Annotated in this window: 19 protein-coding genes; 3 read left to right on the top strand and 16 right to left on the bottom strand. The window is 68.2% G+C overall.

Annotated elements, in window-relative coordinates; all coding sequences use genetic code 11:
* Positions 1–6 precede the first annotated feature (6 nt).
* From H5965_RS09585 to H5965_RS09550, 8 genes are all read right to left on the bottom strand, one after another.
* Positions 7–369 carry a CU044_2847 family protein gene (locus H5965_RS09585; RefSeq protein ID WP_310969124.1) on the bottom strand — a complete coding sequence of 121 codons (363 nt, stop codon included), beginning with the start codon at positions 367–369 and terminating at the stop codon, positions 7–9.
* A 250-nt stretch (positions 370–619) separates the two neighbouring features.
* Positions 620–1,825, bottom strand: a complete 1,206-nt coding sequence (locus H5965_RS09580) for a site-specific integrase (protein WP_310969122.1) — start codon at positions 1,823–1,825, stop codon at positions 620–622.
* Positions 1,809–2,039, bottom strand: coding sequence for a helix-turn-helix domain-containing protein (locus H5965_RS09575; protein WP_310969120.1), 231 nt, complete (start codon positions 2,037–2,039; stop codon positions 1,809–1,811). The genes H5965_RS09580 and H5965_RS09575 overlap by 17 nt, the downstream gene beginning before the upstream one ends.
* A complete protein-coding gene (locus H5965_RS09570) occupies positions 2,036–3,595 on the bottom strand; it encodes a DUF3631 domain-containing protein (RefSeq protein ID WP_310969118.1) in 1,560 nt (519 codons plus the stop codon). Before H5965_RS09570 ends, H5965_RS09575 begins: the two co-directional genes overlap by 4 nt.
* Complete coding sequence (locus H5965_RS09565; protein WP_310969117.1) at positions 3,595–4,125, bottom strand: hypothetical protein; 531 nt, start codon at positions 4,123–4,125, stop codon at positions 3,595–3,597. Before H5965_RS09565 ends, H5965_RS09570 begins: the two co-directional genes overlap by 1 nt.
* Positions 4,126–4,574: 449 nt before the next feature.
* Entirely contained in the window at positions 4,575–6,746 is a 2,172-nt protein-coding gene (locus H5965_RS09560) for an FtsK/SpoIIIE domain-containing protein (RefSeq protein ID WP_310969116.1), read from the bottom strand.
* Positions 6,746–7,411: an ABC transporter permease gene (locus H5965_RS09555; RefSeq protein WP_310969115.1), complete on the bottom strand. Its 666-nt coding sequence runs from the start codon at positions 7,409–7,411 to the stop codon at positions 6,746–6,748. The genes H5965_RS09560 and H5965_RS09555 overlap by 1 nt, the downstream gene beginning before the upstream one ends.
* Positions 7,412–7,625: 214 nt before the next feature.
* Positions 7,626–7,841, bottom strand: a complete 216-nt coding sequence (locus tag H5965_RS09550) for a hypothetical protein (RefSeq protein WP_310969114.1) — start codon at positions 7,839–7,841, stop codon at positions 7,626–7,628.
* A 161-nt stretch (positions 7,842–8,002) separates the two neighbouring features.
* Between H5965_RS09550 and H5965_RS09545 the strand changes: the two genes are divergently transcribed.
* Positions 8,003–8,356 (top strand): GntR family transcriptional regulator, encoded by a 354-nt coding sequence (locus H5965_RS09545; protein ID WP_284745092.1) that lies wholly within the window; start codon positions 8,003–8,005, stop codon positions 8,354–8,356.
* Here H5965_RS09545 and H5965_RS09540 read toward each other — a convergent pair.
* A complete protein-coding gene (locus H5965_RS09540; protein ID WP_310969113.1) occupies positions 8,353–8,553 on the bottom strand; it encodes a hypothetical protein in 201 nt (66 codons plus the stop codon). The two genes, H5965_RS09545 and H5965_RS09540, sit on opposite strands and share 4 nt — an antisense overlap.
* A 231-nt stretch (positions 8,554–8,784) precedes the next feature.
* Between H5965_RS09540 and H5965_RS09535 the strand changes: the two genes are divergently transcribed.
* Positions 8,785–10,155: a hypothetical protein gene (locus H5965_RS09535; RefSeq protein WP_310969112.1), complete on the top strand. Its 1,371-nt coding sequence runs from the start codon at positions 8,785–8,787 to the stop codon at positions 10,153–10,155.
* Here the strand turns inward: H5965_RS09535 and H5965_RS09530 are convergent.
* The 7 genes from H5965_RS09530 to H5965_RS09500 all read right to left on the bottom strand — a co-directional run bounded on the left by H5965_RS09530 (position 10,114) and on the right by H5965_RS09500 (position 12,810).
* Positions 10,114–11,010, bottom strand: a complete 897-nt coding sequence (locus H5965_RS09530) for an aminoglycoside phosphotransferase family protein (protein WP_310969111.1) — start codon at positions 11,008–11,010, stop codon at positions 10,114–10,116. The genes H5965_RS09535 and H5965_RS09530 overlap by 42 nt on opposite strands.
* Before the next feature lie 126 nt (positions 11,011–11,136).
* On the bottom strand, positions 11,137–11,610 hold the full coding sequence (locus tag H5965_RS09525) for a DUF5753 domain-containing protein (protein ID WP_310969110.1): 474 nt from the start codon (positions 11,608–11,610) through the stop codon (positions 11,137–11,139).
* Positions 11,611–11,672: 62 nt separating this feature from the next.
* Complete coding sequence (locus tag H5965_RS09520; RefSeq protein ID WP_310969109.1) at positions 11,673–11,900, bottom strand: hypothetical protein; 228 nt, start codon at positions 11,898–11,900, stop codon at positions 11,673–11,675.
* Positions 11,897–12,085 (bottom strand): hypothetical protein, encoded by a 189-nt coding sequence (locus H5965_RS09515; protein ID WP_310969107.1) that lies wholly within the window; start codon positions 12,083–12,085, stop codon positions 11,897–11,899. Before H5965_RS09515 ends, H5965_RS09520 begins: the two co-directional genes overlap by 4 nt.
* A 49-nt stretch (positions 12,086–12,134) precedes the next feature.
* Positions 12,135–12,419 carry a hypothetical protein gene (locus tag H5965_RS09510; RefSeq protein WP_310969106.1) on the bottom strand — a complete coding sequence of 95 codons (285 nt, stop codon included), beginning with the start codon at positions 12,417–12,419 and terminating at the stop codon, positions 12,135–12,137.
* Positions 12,416–12,613 carry a hypothetical protein gene (locus H5965_RS09505; RefSeq protein ID WP_310969105.1) on the bottom strand — a complete coding sequence of 66 codons (198 nt, stop codon included), beginning with the start codon at positions 12,611–12,613 and terminating at the stop codon, positions 12,416–12,418. Before H5965_RS09505 ends, H5965_RS09510 begins: the two co-directional genes overlap by 4 nt.
* Complete coding sequence (locus H5965_RS09500) at positions 12,610–12,810, bottom strand: hypothetical protein (protein ID WP_310969103.1); 201 nt, start codon at positions 12,808–12,810, stop codon at positions 12,610–12,612. The genes H5965_RS09505 and H5965_RS09500 overlap by 4 nt, the downstream gene beginning before the upstream one ends.
* 112 nt (positions 12,811–12,922) lie before the next feature.
* Between H5965_RS09500 and H5965_RS09495 the strand changes: the two genes are divergently transcribed.
* Positions 12,923–14,074 (top strand): helix-turn-helix transcriptional regulator, encoded by a 1,152-nt coding sequence (locus H5965_RS09495; protein ID WP_310969101.1) that lies wholly within the window; start codon positions 12,923–12,925, stop codon positions 14,072–14,074.
* Positions 14,075–14,197: the final 123 nt, after the last annotated feature.

The following is a 14,197-nucleotide window of genomic DNA, read 5'->3' as shown; positions in this document are numbered from 1 at the left end:
ATGGACCTACGCACCTGCCGTCGGCGCTGCCGGTGATGCGCCCGGAGTGTCGCTGGCTGGCTCCTCTTCAGCGTCAGGCTCGGGTCGCCAGATCATCTCGACCTCGAAATTGCTCTCGAGTGAGGTTTTCGCGATCAGCCAGGTAGCGCCACCACCGACCTTGATGCCGAACTTCAGCTTGACCTCGTCCGGGCGTGCCTGGCGCACCTTGTCCAGGACCACCCTGGCTGCTTCGACCGCGGGCGCGACGGCGTCGCGGATCCGGCCGGCTATTTCCTCGGCCCCGGCTGGCCGGAATCCGGGAGGCGGGTCGATCTCGAATCGCACCACGGTCTCGTCATCCACCGCGTACTGCACGACGTTGGACACTGCAATCACCTCCATACCGCTGATTCACTGACGTCATAGACACAACGTCGCTGCAGGTTCCCCGGTTGCTACACGACAGTTGACGCCGAGTGACGACTTTGATGATCGAGTTGGCGCGCTCACGCTGCCTTCTCGTGCAGCTCATAGCGTACTTCGATCAACTTCGCTCGACGATGACGGTGACCGACGCCGGACCAGGAGGCCAGGCCCCACCGGCAGCTCGGGCGGGGCCTGGCTCGTCAGGCGGGGACTAAGACGCCTGATTGGTGGTCGGACGAAGTTCCGGAGGTTCGTCCGTCGCGGGGAAGAGCCGGTCCATCGCGACTGCGCCCGATTCGACTACCGGTCGGATCTGCTTCCGGTAGACCAGCTCCGTGACGGCAGTGCTGCTGTGGCCGACCAGCCGCGAGATCTCCTCTATCGGCATGCCGCCGTCCGAGAGGATCGAGACGAAGCTGTGCCGCAGCTCCCGGGGCGTCCACTGCGTCGGCTTGAGTCCGGCCGCCTTAATCACCCGGCGGAAGTCTCGCCGGACGTTGTTGACGTCCCGCTCGGTGCCGACGTTGGTCGCGAAGACCAAGCCCTGTTCGCGCCAGTCGTCGCCCGCGACGGCCTTTACCGCCTTCTGGGCCACCCGGTGGTCCTCCAGCGCCCTCACGGCCCGCTCAGGCAGCGCCAGCGTGCGCCGGGACTTCCGCGTCTTCGTCTCGCCCTTGGCGCGGACCGAACGCCACACCTTGACGTTTGGCGGGATCGCCGGCGACGCGTCCGGCTTGCCGACCAGGTCCACGTGATCCCACGTCAGCGGCCGCATCTCCTCGGTTCGCGCACCGGTCAGCAGCGACACGACGATGTAGGCGCGCATCGGCGACGACTCCGCCGCGGTGAGCACCGCTTCGGCCTGAGCGAGCGTGAGTGCCTTCGACGGCCGGCCAGTCCCCTTACCGGCGGGCAGTTCCTCGCACAGCAACACCACGTTGTGTCGAACCCGCTTGCGCACCTGAGCACGGTTGATCGCCCTCCGGAGGATGGAGCGGAGATTGCGCAAGGTCGAGGTGACCAGCACTTCCGCCTTCTCCGCTAGCCACTCCTCGACGTCGTCCACGTCGAGCTTCACCAGCGGACGAGCGCCGATCGCCGGGATGATGTGGTTGTTCGCCAGCGACCGGACGGCCTTGACCGTGTTCGGGTCCCGCTCGCCCCGTTCGTAGCTGTCCAGCCAGTCGTTCACCGCCTGCGCGACCGTGTAGCTGGCCGACGCGTTGACCGCGCCCTCTTCGACGTCGCTGAGCAGCTCCTTGAGCTTCGTCTTGGCTTCCGTCTTCGTCTTGCCGCGTGCCTTCCGCACGATGCGCTTGCCATTCGGCCGGAAGCCAACAGTGACCTCTGCGGTCCAGCGCTGGCGCGACTCGTCCCAGTAGAGCCCGCCGTCTCCGCGGCTACGCCGACTTGCCATAGCGGACCTCCGCTTCCTTGATGAGCAGCTCGACGTATTCCTGGATGGCGACGGCCGGCACGAGCCGGGCGCGTCCCTGCTTGACCGAGCGCAAGCGCCCCGAGCGAAGCTGTTCGTAGATGACCGAGCGGCTCATCGAGAGCAGGCGCATGGCTTCGGTGATCCGGTAGAGGTGCCGTTCGGGCACGGCGACCGGCATGGGTGCGGCGTTCATCGATCCCCCTCGGTGTCGTGGTCCGGCTTGGCGGGCGCGACGTCCGCGACGTCCGCGACCGGGCTGGTCAGTACAGGTGTGAGCGGCTGTTGGGTGCCGCGACCGTCCGCGACCCCGGTTGCGGAGGTCGCGGCAGCGGTCGATGACTCCGCGGCGCCTAATCGAGCTCCGACCTGCGGGGTTGCGGTGGTCGCGGAGGTCGCGCCCGTTTCGAGCGGCGGGAGATATCGGCTCCAGGCGTCGGCCAGACCGCCGTCGCCGTCGATGCGGTAGCCCTTCAGCGTCTTGCCGCTGACCTTGAGGTCCTTCGGGCGGACCAGGTACCGGTCGAGTTCCTTCGCCAGGCGGCGACTGTCGAGTGGCTTGCCCTGGAGGTCGGTCCATGGGCCGTCTTCGATGGCGTGAAGTTCGCGGATCAGTTCGGCGGTGACCATGCGGTCGGTGTTCTCGACCGTGAAGATTTCACGGACGTCGGCCAGCAGCCGTACGCCGATTGATGCTGGTTGCGCGGTCGCTTCGAGCACGAAGTGACAGCAGGCCCGCCGTGCGGTCTCCGGCCAGTGCCCGCCGGCCGCGTCTGCGATGGCCAGCAGCGGCCGCCAGATCTCCGCGGCCCGGTCGCGGACTCCGTCCGGTCGTTCCGGGCGTGCGCGGCTCACCTCGTCGCCGACTCGGCCGACCCACTCCGCCAGCTCGGCGCGCACCGGCGCGGACTCGCGTTCGACGTCCTCTTCGATGAACTCCTCGACGATTTCGTCGAACCGGCGCTTGCGCATGTGCACGGTGATCGCCCGCGTGGTGATGGTGTCCGGCATGCCGCCGGCGATCCCGGCGAGCGCGACCGGCGCGTAGACCGGGAACCGCGTGACGTTCATGCTCTTGGCGTCACCGACGCACCGCGTCACCGTCGCCGAGCGCTTGTAGCCCGCGTTGAGCAGCGCGCGGAGGTCCTCGTTGTTCCCGCCGGTCTTCGGGTTGAACACTGCGTCGATCTCGTCGAACAGCAGCGTCATCGGTCCGTCGGCGAGCATCCGGAAGATCGCGGCCGGCGTGATGCTGATCGTCATCTCCGGTTTGGCTACGAGGTACTGCGCGACCTCCAGCACGCGTGTCTTGCCGCTCCCCGGCTCCGCCGAGTCGAGGATCAGGCGCGGCGTGACGTAGAGTCGCTCGGCCACGTGGGTGTGCGCGTACCAGAGCGCCAACGTCGGCGCGGCGTGCTCGTTGGCGAAGGCGGAGAAGCGCGACACGAACGTCACGACCGCGTCGAGGACCTCGTAACCCGGCTTCGCGAAGGCACTAGCCGGGGCAGGGCCGAGCCAGCTCAGCGGGATGACCGGCGCAGCCTCCGGAAGGGACTCGCTCGGCTGGGTGCCGCCGTCCTCGGCCGGCTTGGCGGCGATGCGGCGGCCGCGCCAGACACGCTGGCAGTTCTCCGAGCAGAAGTCGCCGGACGGCGAGTCGCCGCGTGGCCGGCCGCACTGCTGGCAGCTGGGTGCCGGCTCGTCGGAGATGACGAAGTCGATCACGGACAGGGTGTCGTCGAATCCGGACATCAGGCAGCCACCTCCAGGCGCGCGGTCGGCTCGTCGTCGCCGCCGGCCTCGCGGTAGCGCCGCCACAGGTCGTCAAGCCGCTCGGTGTCGTCGAGCTGGTGGCGGAGAACGTCAGTCGGCGAGTCGTCCTCGACCGCCTGCACCAGGCGGGCCGCGTGCTCCCGAACAGCTCGGCGGTAGGCGGTCTTCAGCACGAGGGCTTTCAGCCAGGCGCCGTAGTACGGCGGCGGCAGGATCGGGCCGTCGGTGTAGGTCTCGACGATCCAGAGGCCGAGGCTGTGCAGGCGGTGCGCGCCGCCGGACCGCGGTTCGGTCGCTGTCCGCTCGCGGGCGTGGTCCATCACGGCCATCGGTGTCGGTGCGTGGCCCGCGCCGGTCAGCTCGATGACCAGCTGGAGGACGCGGGCGGCGATCGGAGAGCCGAAGTCGTCGGCGCGCATGCCGGCGAGCAGTCGACGGGCCCCTGTCAGCCGGACCTGCATCACGCAGCCCAGGAACTGACGCTCGGGGTCGAGCAATGTGGTCTTCATGGGGTGGCCTTTCGGTTGAGCTGCGCGTCAGCGGCTGTTGTCGCGGCGGTCGCGGTCACGGAGATCGCGGTACGACCGGCGGGCGCGGAGACAGGAGTTGTAGGCGCGCCGGCCGGCGCGGAGCGTGCGACCGGTGCCGTCGCACCGGCGGCAGAGCCGGATCGCGCGGAGCAGTGGCGAGCGGAAATTGCCGAAGCCCCGGCAGGAGCGGCACGGCTTGTAGGGGTAGACCGCGCACGACCATGAGTAGCCGAGAGTGACGATTGTGAGAACGAGCAGGAGCAGGACGGTCGGGTTGCTGAGGGGGTTCAACGGAGCCTCCGGGGCTGTTTTTGGCCGCACTCGGCCCGCGCCTCTAGGTGCTAGGGCGCTGATCAGCGGTGTTGTGGTGGTCTAGGGAGGGCTCTAGGTCTAGAGGGCGAGGCTCTAGACCTAGAGCCCTGCGCGAGCTAGCCGCTCTTGCGGTTCCGGTCACGCTCGGTCAATGCGTCGGCGATCCATTCGCGCTTGACGCCCATCCGGTTGGCGCCCTTGCCGGTGTCGGTGTCGTTGCCCCACACCTGCTTTGTGGTGATCCCGAGCGGCTTCAACGCGGTGGAGAGCTGGGTTGCCTTCGCCGCGCCGGTCGGTAGCTCGGCCCACGGGCCGTAGACCGCCGGCCGCAGCTCGGCGAGCCGGTCGACGATGCGTTCCGACCATGCCTTCTCGGCGTCGCCGATCGCGGTCAGCACGTCGGCGAGCAGGGTGCTCGTGCCCTCGTCCTCTTCGGGCGTGAGGTCGAGGCCAGCGGCGTAGCCAGTCAGCCGTCCGGCCGCCAGTCGCGCTGTTCGTGCGCGGGCCGCGAGCTTCTCCGCGTCCGGGCCGTCGATGTACACGCCGCGGGTGATGCGCGGCTCGTCGCCTTCGCCGGCCAGGTACCCGATGCCCTTGTCCCGAAAGGACAGAGTGGTGGCCCGGATGCCGTTCCGGTACGACGAGGTCCCGAGCACCATGTCGTTGGCCTGCTGGCCCGTGACCTTGAGGCAGAACCGCATCACCGCGTTGTCGCTGATCGCCGTCGGGATGCTCTTCGCGTCCGGTCGTTGCGTCGCCAGGATGATCACGATCCCCAGCGCCGGGCCACGCTTCACGAGGTCGGTGCAGACCTCCTCGATCTCCGCGCCATACTCCGGGTGCTCGAACCACTTCTGGCACTCGTCGACACCGATCACGATCGGGTGCAGGCCAAGGGACTTCTTGCCGGCCAGCTCCGGCGTGACCTTGTTCTCCGGGCACAGGTCCTTCGGCAGTTCCCGGATCACCTTCGCGCGCCGCCGCAGCTCGTCGGCGAGCGCCCGCAGATCGGCGACGGCGTACGCGATGTCTTCCGGCTCGTCGCCGGCGCGGTACCGGTGCGACACCGGCGCCAGCGGCGAGAGGTCGCCGGTTCCCTTGAGGTCGAACGAGTGCAGCTCGGCCCTCGGGTCCAGCGCGGCGATCAGCAGCAGCTCTCGCAGCGTGAACGTCTTGCCCATCCGCGGGATCGCGCCGATGACCATCGAGATGAACATCAGCGTGATGTCCACCCACCGGCCGCGCTGGTCGGTGCCGAACGGCTGCGGCTTGAACAGGTCCACGGTGCCGGGCTTCCGCAGCGGCCAAGTTGCCTGTCGCGACTTGGACAGGTCCTGATCGCCGACCCACAGGACCATCCGCCCGGGGTGAACCTCGGCGTTGCCCTCCGGCCAGACGCAGCCGAGCGGACGGCCAAGGCCAGACGCGAGCTTCGCGCGCCGCTCGACCACTTCGGACACCGTGACGCCCGGCGGAAGGTCGACGTCGGCGCGCCAGCCGGGGCCGTCGCGAGTGATCGGCGCCGTGAACCCAATTGCGTTCGGGTTCTTGGTGAGGGCCTGGTTGATGCCCGCGATGCCGAGCACCGACAGCGCCTGAACGACGTTGTCACTCGTGAGCTTCTGGACCTGCGTGGACAGGACGGCCCGAGACGACACCACCGGGTTGTCCCGGGTGGACCCGAGCTTTCCGAGCAGTCCTACCGCAATGGCGCCGCAGGCCCAGATCGCCCACTCCGGCAAGACGTTCGGCAGCGTGAACACCAGGACCAGGCCGACCGTCGACACGAGACCGAGCTGAATCAGCCGGAGCACGACTCGCCGGTCACGCTGCTGCGACAGCTTCAGGTAGAGGTCCGCCTTGTCGGCCGTGGCCGTCTCCGAGCGGGCCGGACGCCCCTCGGCGTCGGTCACGTACTGGCCGGTTGCCGCCAGCAGGAGGAAAAGGCCGCGAGGAGAACGCACCACGAGCCGAAGCGCGTAGAGCGGTGACCGGGCTGCGTGGTAGCCGGCCTTATGCGCGTAGTGCTTCCCCACCCACTTCGCGGCGTCCTTCGCGTCGGCCGTCGACTTGAGGTAGCCGGGAATGATCGCCTGGCGGTTCTGCGAGCGGAGGCGGTCCAGCCAGGACGAGCCGTCCGTGACCGGGCGGTCCACCGGAACAGCCGGCAACTGCTCCGCGGTTTCGTCGCCAGGCTCGGCGTCGGCGACGAACGGCTCGGCCTCGACGGGCGTCGTGCTGGGGAACGCGATCACGCGGCCGCCGTGCGGTTCGTTGGTGGTGCTCATCAGTCGTTCACCTCCTGGTCGGTGGTGTCGCGTACGAGGTGTGCGAGGGCCGCGCCGCAGCCGAGGACGACCACCGGCAGGCAGGAGACGAGCGTGGTCACCGGCCAGGGAGCGCGTTCGACGTCCGCCGCGGACATCAGGTGATAGGCGACCTGGCCGACCATCCCGAGGACGAGCGAGCCCAGGGCGGACCACTTCGCGAAGCTGCGGACTCGGTGAGTCCGGGTCGCCGGGGACAGCCAGACCCGCAGGGCGAATGCCGCGTAGGTCTCGACCCCGATGGGGAGTGTGATCGCCGAGTTGATCGTCAGGTGGTCCCAGATTCCCGGCAGGAGCTGGATCGGGCCGAACCCGGTCAGCCTGCCGAGACCGACCCAGCCGCTCCAGACGGCGACGAACGCCGGCAGGGCCAGGAGGAGCACCGGCCACAGCTTGATCCCCTGCACCTTCTCCGGCGTCGGGCCCGGGTCTGCGGTGACGCTGACCTGCGGCTCTGCGTCCTCCGAGGCCGGTTCTTCGGGAATCTCGGACTCCTGATCCGGTTCTTCGACCTCGGCGGGTTCCGTCACCGCGTGCAGCTTCCGCACGGGCTTGGTGTCGGCCTCCTCGTTCAGCGCGGCGAGGATGGCGCGGGCCTTCGGCGCACCCACCTTGAACTCGGTCATGATCCGGTTCCGGGAGGGGCACTCGCCCAGGTCCGCGGCGAACTCACGGACACGGGGCAGCAGGTCGGTGACCGAAGGCGGGTATGCGCTTCGGGTGTTCGTAGGCGTGTCGAGCCCTACCATGGGTGTTCTCCTGACTGGCTTGGAAGTGGTTGGGAGAAGCCCGGTCCGGCGGGTGGTTCTTGGCGGTTCCGTGCGCCGGGCCGGGGCGGCTTCAAGCGGCCGCGCCGGGGCTGTCCGACCGGCCCCGGAGGGCCGAGCTGACGTTCTGGCGGCTGATGCGCCGGACGTGTCGATGCGTCGCGGCCCGGTCCGTGCTCGGCGCCGGGCTGGTGCTCGCCGCTTCCTGGTCGTGAGCAGTCACGAAGTACTCGGCGATCATCGCGTCGATGTCCGACTCGGTCAGTCCGTCCGGCGCGTAGCTGGGCAAAGGAACGAGGTCATCCATTGGTGTGAACTCCAACGACTTGTAGGTCTCCCGCTCGGGAGCGGCCGGTGTCGGCCGGAACTCAACGTAAGTCCTGTCTATTAACTCTGTCAACTGACATGGGAGAACTGACTTAGCCAACTGACTTGGCCTACGCTGGTGGTATGGCATCCCTGAACCCGGACGACCCGCGTGCGCCGTTCTTGCAAGTAGCCGGTGGTCTCCGGGCCGCGATCCTGTCGGGGGAGTACGCCCCCGGGGCGCAGCTGCCGACCTACCAGGAACTGGCCGATTCCTGGGGGGTGGCGGTGAACACGGCCAAGAGCGCCGTTGCCCACCTCAGGGAAGAGGGCCTGGTGGTCATCCGGCACGGCAAGGGTTCATTCGTCCGTACCCAGCCGGCCGAAGGCGACTCCGCGGTTCGCTCCGAGGCCTCGGGAGACGAGCGGGTCTGGCAGGCCATTGCCGAGATCAGGAAGCGTCTCGGCGAGATCGAGCGGAAGCTGGGGGAGAACTAGCCGAACAGGGCGCGGAGGAACTGCACGACGCCGTCGATCACCGCGCCGATGCCGTGCGCGGCTCCGCTGGCCCACGTCGCCGAGTCGGCCGGATACTTGACGATCAGCACGACGATCGCGAGTCCGATGACCAGGCCGATCGCCTTGCCGACCAGGCCGCCCCCACTCTTCATAACCGGGAAGTTGTTCTTCGCCATCGCGGTCTCCTTTCGTTCTGCGACAGGCCCTGGAGGCCGGTCCGGATCGGGGTTTTCGATCCGGCGTTGTCGCTGATGAATTCAGGAAACCGCGCAGGGGCGGGGGTGCAGCAGTGTGCACGTGGGGGTGCGTTTTTGCACGTGGGGGGTGCACGGGGGGTGCTTTAATGACCTTCGGAGGTACCGGTGGTCGACAAGGGGAAGCAGCCGAACGCACTTCTAGCTGCGGTTATGCGACAGGCGGGGGCGACGAACAAGGGGTTCGCCCGCCGGGTGCGCGAACGCAGCCAGAGAGACGGCGGCGAGCTGGTCAGCGCGGACCACGTGTCGGTCAAGCGCTGGCTCGACGGCACGAAGCCGCACCCGCGCACCTGCCAGCTGATCGCCGCCGTCCTCGGCGAATTGCTCGGCCGGCCTGTCGGCCTCGATGAGATCGGCTTCGCAGCAGCGTCCGAGACCACCTCGGATGACGTCGGCCTGGAGTACCCGGAGGAGGTCGCCCACAGCCTGGTCGCGCTGGGCGCGATCACCGAACTCGAGTTGCGGACGCCGAAGCGGGTTGGCCCGCTGGCTGTCGTGCCGGAGGCCTGGAGCGGCCTGCTCGTCCGGTGGCTGACCGACTCCGACGACGAAGGCTCGCGGCCGCCGTCCGAGCCGCGCTCGATCACCCTCGTGGATGTCGAGGCGGTCCGCGAGGCAACCGCGATGTTCAGCAGCTTCGACTACAAGTACGGCGGCGGCCGGCCGAAGTCGCTCGTCGCCTCGTTCCTCGACCAGGAGATCCTGCCGAACATCAGGCACGTGTCTCCGCACGACCCGGTTGGGCGGGAGTACTTCCGCGAGGTCGCTGCCCTGACGCGGCTCGCCGGCTGGACGGCCTATGACACGGGCGCGCACGGCCTCGCGCAGCGGTACCTGACTCAGGCGTTCCGCCTGGCCAAGGCAGCCGGCGACAAGGCGCTCTGCGGTCGAATCCTCGCGGGCATGTCGCACCAGGCGAACTTCCTCGGGCACTTCCAACGGGCGGTCGACCTGGCGCGCGCCGCGTACAAGGGTGCGAACGGCTACGCCACTCCGACCACGATGGCGCTGTTCCACGCGATGGAGGCCAGGGCGCTTGCGTCCCTCGGCCGGGCAGAGGACGTCACGGCCGCGCTGCTCACGGCTGAACGGTGGCACTGCCAGGGCATCCGGGAGAACGACCCCGAGTGGATCCACTACTTCGACGAGGCCGAGCTACACGCCGAGTTCGCGCACTGCTTCCGCGACATCGGGAATGCCGAGTTGGCGAACCACCACGCGGCCGCGTCGATCGCCGCCTCGGAGTCGACTTACGTCCGCAGCCTCTCGTTCTGCCGGACCGTGCTGGCCACGTCGCACCTGCAAGGCGGGAACCTCGAAGAGGCGTTGGACGTGGCCAGGTCGGTCGTCGAGACCGCGGCGAAGCTGAAGTCGTTCCGGGTGATCTCGTACCTCGACGACTTCCGCGGGCGGCTGGGCGGGCATGCCGGCGACCCGTTGGTGAAGGAGTTCCTCGACTTCGCCAACATCCACCTGCCGTCAGAAAACCTTCCAGTGTCGGGGCGCCTGGTCGTCGCGTAGGTCGCTGATCCGCTTCTCGACCTCGGCTTTGACCTCGGCGGACTCGTCGACGGTCTGCGAAAGCCACATGGTCATGTTCAGCTCTCGTGTTGCCCTGACCACGGGGAAGCCTGGCCAGTCGATCGGGTCGAAGCCGTAGGCCGCCGTGTACGAGTCGTACTCGGCTTCGGAGGCCCAGCCGAACGCCTGGTGGCGGACGGAGAGCACGGCCGCGTCCCACTCGCGCGGTCCGTAGGCGAAGTCCTCGAAGTCGATCAGGTTCAGCGTTCCGTCGGGGGAGCGCATGACGTTGCCGGGGTGGGCGTCGCCGTGCACCGGGCCGGCGGGAAGCGGGAACTCAAGATCTTGGAACCTCTCGGAGAGCTCTTCGTACCGGTCGCGCAGGAAGTCCAGGTCCGCCTCGGGCAGCTTGCCCTTCAGGGCTTGTAGACGTGGCTCGACCTTCGGCATCGGCGAGAAGGCCGGCAACCGGAAGTCCGTTGGGTGGGGAAGTGCATGCAGGTCATGCAGTAGTTTCCCGAACTCGGCCGGGGTGATCGGGGTGTCGTCCTCTTCCAGGCAATTCCAGAAAGTGACGGGTAGCCCGTCCTCGACGAAGGGCTGTTCGTTGCCTTCGAGCACCGTCGCAGCGGGGAACCGGTTCTCGGCAAGCCACCCGGCGACGAGCACTTCCTTCGTGGCGGCCGGGATGGAGCGGCCGACGCGCACCACGGCGGAGCCGTCGGCCAAGCGGTAGATGGCGTTCTCCCCGAACCGGACTCGCTTCGCGTCGGTCGCATCCAGCCCGGCGAAGGCGCACGCTGCCTCGAAGACAGCTTGTGTCCGCTCCGTCGTGTAAGCCTTCGTCGATGTCATCAGACTCCTCTATCGGGGTGCCTTGGCCAGGCTAGAGCTTCGGCAGGAACGTGTGCTCGGCGAATCGGGGCGTGAGGCCCAGCCGGCGCGCCGCCTGGAGGGAGGTCAGGACGCGCCGGCCGGGGCTTAGGGCCACGCGTTCTCTGTGGCGTGGCGTCGTAGTGCTCGGGCGGCCTTCTCATAGGTCGCCAAGGTGGCTTGGTGGGTGGAGTACACGGCGCCGTGCTGGTGGCGCAGCCCGACGGCGAGGGCGCCGCCGCGGCGTTCGTAGAGGGTGAACGGTTCGACCAGGCCGGGCGGGCAGTCGGCGGTGGGGATGATCCGCAGGTTGATCCGCGGCCTTCTCCCCCAGGTGCGCAGTTGGTCGAGTTGCTCGCGGAGGACATCGGCGTTGCAAGCGTCGGGGCGCGTGGCAGCCTCGCCGATCAGGAACGTGTGCGGCGGGCCCGGCTCGTCGGACAGGGCGAGCTGACGTGCGGTCCGGAGAAGACAGCCCACGTCGGCGGCCTCCGGGTCGACCAGGCCGGTGTCCCGCAAGGCGCGGGCGTACTCGGCGGTCTGCAGGACCTCGGGGATGAGGGTTGGCGACCACTCGGTCACGCGGGTGGATCGCTGTTCGAAGGCGGTGCGCAGGTAGTTCTCGGCACGTCCGGTGCGGTCGATTAGGTCAGGGTCGTGGGATCGGCGGGCGAGGTCGAGGAGGTGTTCGCGCACATCGCGTGGTGCTCGCAGGACACCGAGGATGTGGGCCACGATCGTGTCCTGCGGTGCGCGGGGTAGACGCCGATCATGTCGGCGAGCCGGCGCAGGCCGATGCCGCGCTCGTTGCGGGCTTTGCGCAGGCCGCCGGCCAGGGCGATGACGGCTGGTCGGAGGGCAGTTTCGGTCACGGTTCAGACCGCTCCGTTCGGTCGTGGGTTTCTGTGTCAGGTGCATTGAGCAGGGCAGATGGATCGAGTTGGCTGGCGCGGCGGGTGAGGGCGACGCCGATGTGGACGAGTTGGCGGCCGAGGGTGCGCAGGCCGGCGGCGTAGGCGGCGTCGTCCGGCTGGAGGGTCAGCAGCTCGACCGTCACACTTCCGATCTTGGAATTGACCTTCGAGAGCGCAGCGAGCAGTCCGCGATCACGAGCGTGCACGGGGCACCCCGATCCGCCGGTGCTCGTTCTGGGCCGCGCAGACGGGACACACCCGACCCGGCCTGGGGATCACCCGGCGCCGGCTGATGCTGGGCCGGTCATGTTCCAGCGGGAAGCGGACGTCGGTCAAGCACCAGGGCAGCAGCATGAACAGCCGCGGATTGGTCATCTCCGAGTCCAGGTACAGGTGAGCCCACCCGTCGCCGCCCGTGAACTCGTGCCACTCCCAGAAGTCGGTGCCTGTCATCGGGCCGTCGTCCAAGGCAGTCATCGAAGCCCTCGCTCGACGTCGAACGCCCGGACCGCGGCGGCAGCCTGCTCCCAGTCGGCATCGGTCATGTCCGCGTGCGTCTTCGGAGGCTGGTAGGTATCAAGATTGATGTCGTTGAGCCGCTGACCACCCGAGTTGAACAGCGACGCGCCACACCGGAACGTCGGTCGGTCGTCGAAGTGCTCCGCGGTCATGGCGCCTTGCACCCCCGAGCTGTGCGAGCGTCGCGCAGCGAGACAGTCAGGGCGTCACCCAGCTGGTTCCGAAGTTGCGCGGCCGCCTCGGCGGTGAACAGGATTGGTTCGCCGGGAGGCGTCGAGCTGGTCAGCGCGATCCGGTCGTCATGCCGCACCTCGACCTCGACGTGTGCCGGACTGCCGAGCTGGTCCACACCCTCGGTGCTCTGTCGCGTACGTCGTCGATCACGCATAGTTAGTGACCGTACAAAGATGCAGGTCACAAACGTTTCCTGCTGGGAAACCCAAGTCTGTATCCTGAGGCGCATGGACTCGATCGGCATCACGATCCGTCGGCTTCGCCGTTGGCGTGGTCTGTCCCTCGAACAGCTCGCCGGCCTGTCCGGCTTGTCGAAGGGCTACCTGTCCAAGATCGAAAACGAGCGCACAGCGATTGACAAGCGCTCAACCTTGGTCGCGATCGCCGGCGCGCTCCGCGTCAGCCTCTCTGACATCACCGGCGACGGGCTGGAGATCCGGGACCCGCAGGCCGACTCCGCCATCCCCGCCATCCGCGACGCCCTGCTGAGCACCGACCTCGACGGCACCGAGCCGCCGATCGGCGACCTCGTCCAGCTGCTGTCCGAGACGCAGCTGGTCGCAGCCCTGCGGCAGGCGAACCAGGACGCCGAGGTGGGCGCCCGGCTGCCCGAGCTGCTGCTGGCCTTGCACACCCACGTCGACAAGCCGGACGCGCTCCGCTCGCTCGTCACCGCCACCCACACCACGGCCCTGCTCACGAAGGGCTTGGGGGCGTTCGAGCTGGCCTGGATCGCCGCTGACCGCGGCCACGAGGCAGCGCAGCGGCTCGGCGAACCCGGCTGGATTGCTCTCGCGGAGTTCGCGCGCACCCAGGCCCTGTCCGGCCTCGGCGCTCACAAGCGGGCGTCCAAGCTCGCCGAGCGAGCGCTGGACTACGTGCCGGCAGATGCCTACGACGTCCGTGGCGCGCTCACCCTCACGACCGGCTACACCGAATCCGTCCTGGGCGGCGACGCCACGGCGGCGCTCGACGAAGCCGCCGGCCTGGCCGAGCACGTCGAGTACGGTAACCGGAACTTCCTGCTGTTCAGTCCGGCCAACGTGGTGCTCTGGCGCATTTCATCAGCCCTTGAACGCGGCGACCACGCCGAGGCCGCTCGGCTGGCTGCGACCGTTGATCCGGCCGAGCTGACTATCGACTCGCGTCGCACCACGTTCCTGATTGAGCGCGCCCGCGCGCTCTACGGCATCCGCCGACCTGATGAGGAAGTGCTGGCTTTGCTGGTTAAGGCAGAAAAGTTGGGACGTATCCGCACGCGGACGAACCCGTTCGTCCGGGAGATCATCTCAACAATGCTCGCCCGCGCTCGACGCGAAGGCGTAGCCCGTGAGGTCCGCGGCATGGCAGACCGAATGGGATTAATCAAAATTGCATGATATTACTTCTTGTGATACGGCATGCAGTGTTATCGGTGATGGGCGCGCGGAGTAACGTTGTAGTCAACTCTTCATAGTTAATAGTTTACTTGAATTGAGGTCGACGCTTCTTGCGGAGGATTT

The sequence above is a fragment of the Amycolatopsis sp. 505 genome (assembly GCF_031625235.1).
Classification (GTDB): domain Bacteria; phylum Actinomycetota; class Actinomycetes; order Mycobacteriales; family Pseudonocardiaceae; genus Amycolatopsis.
Note: the sequence above shows the minus strand (reverse complement) of the source record. Positions and strands in the feature narration are given on the sequence as shown.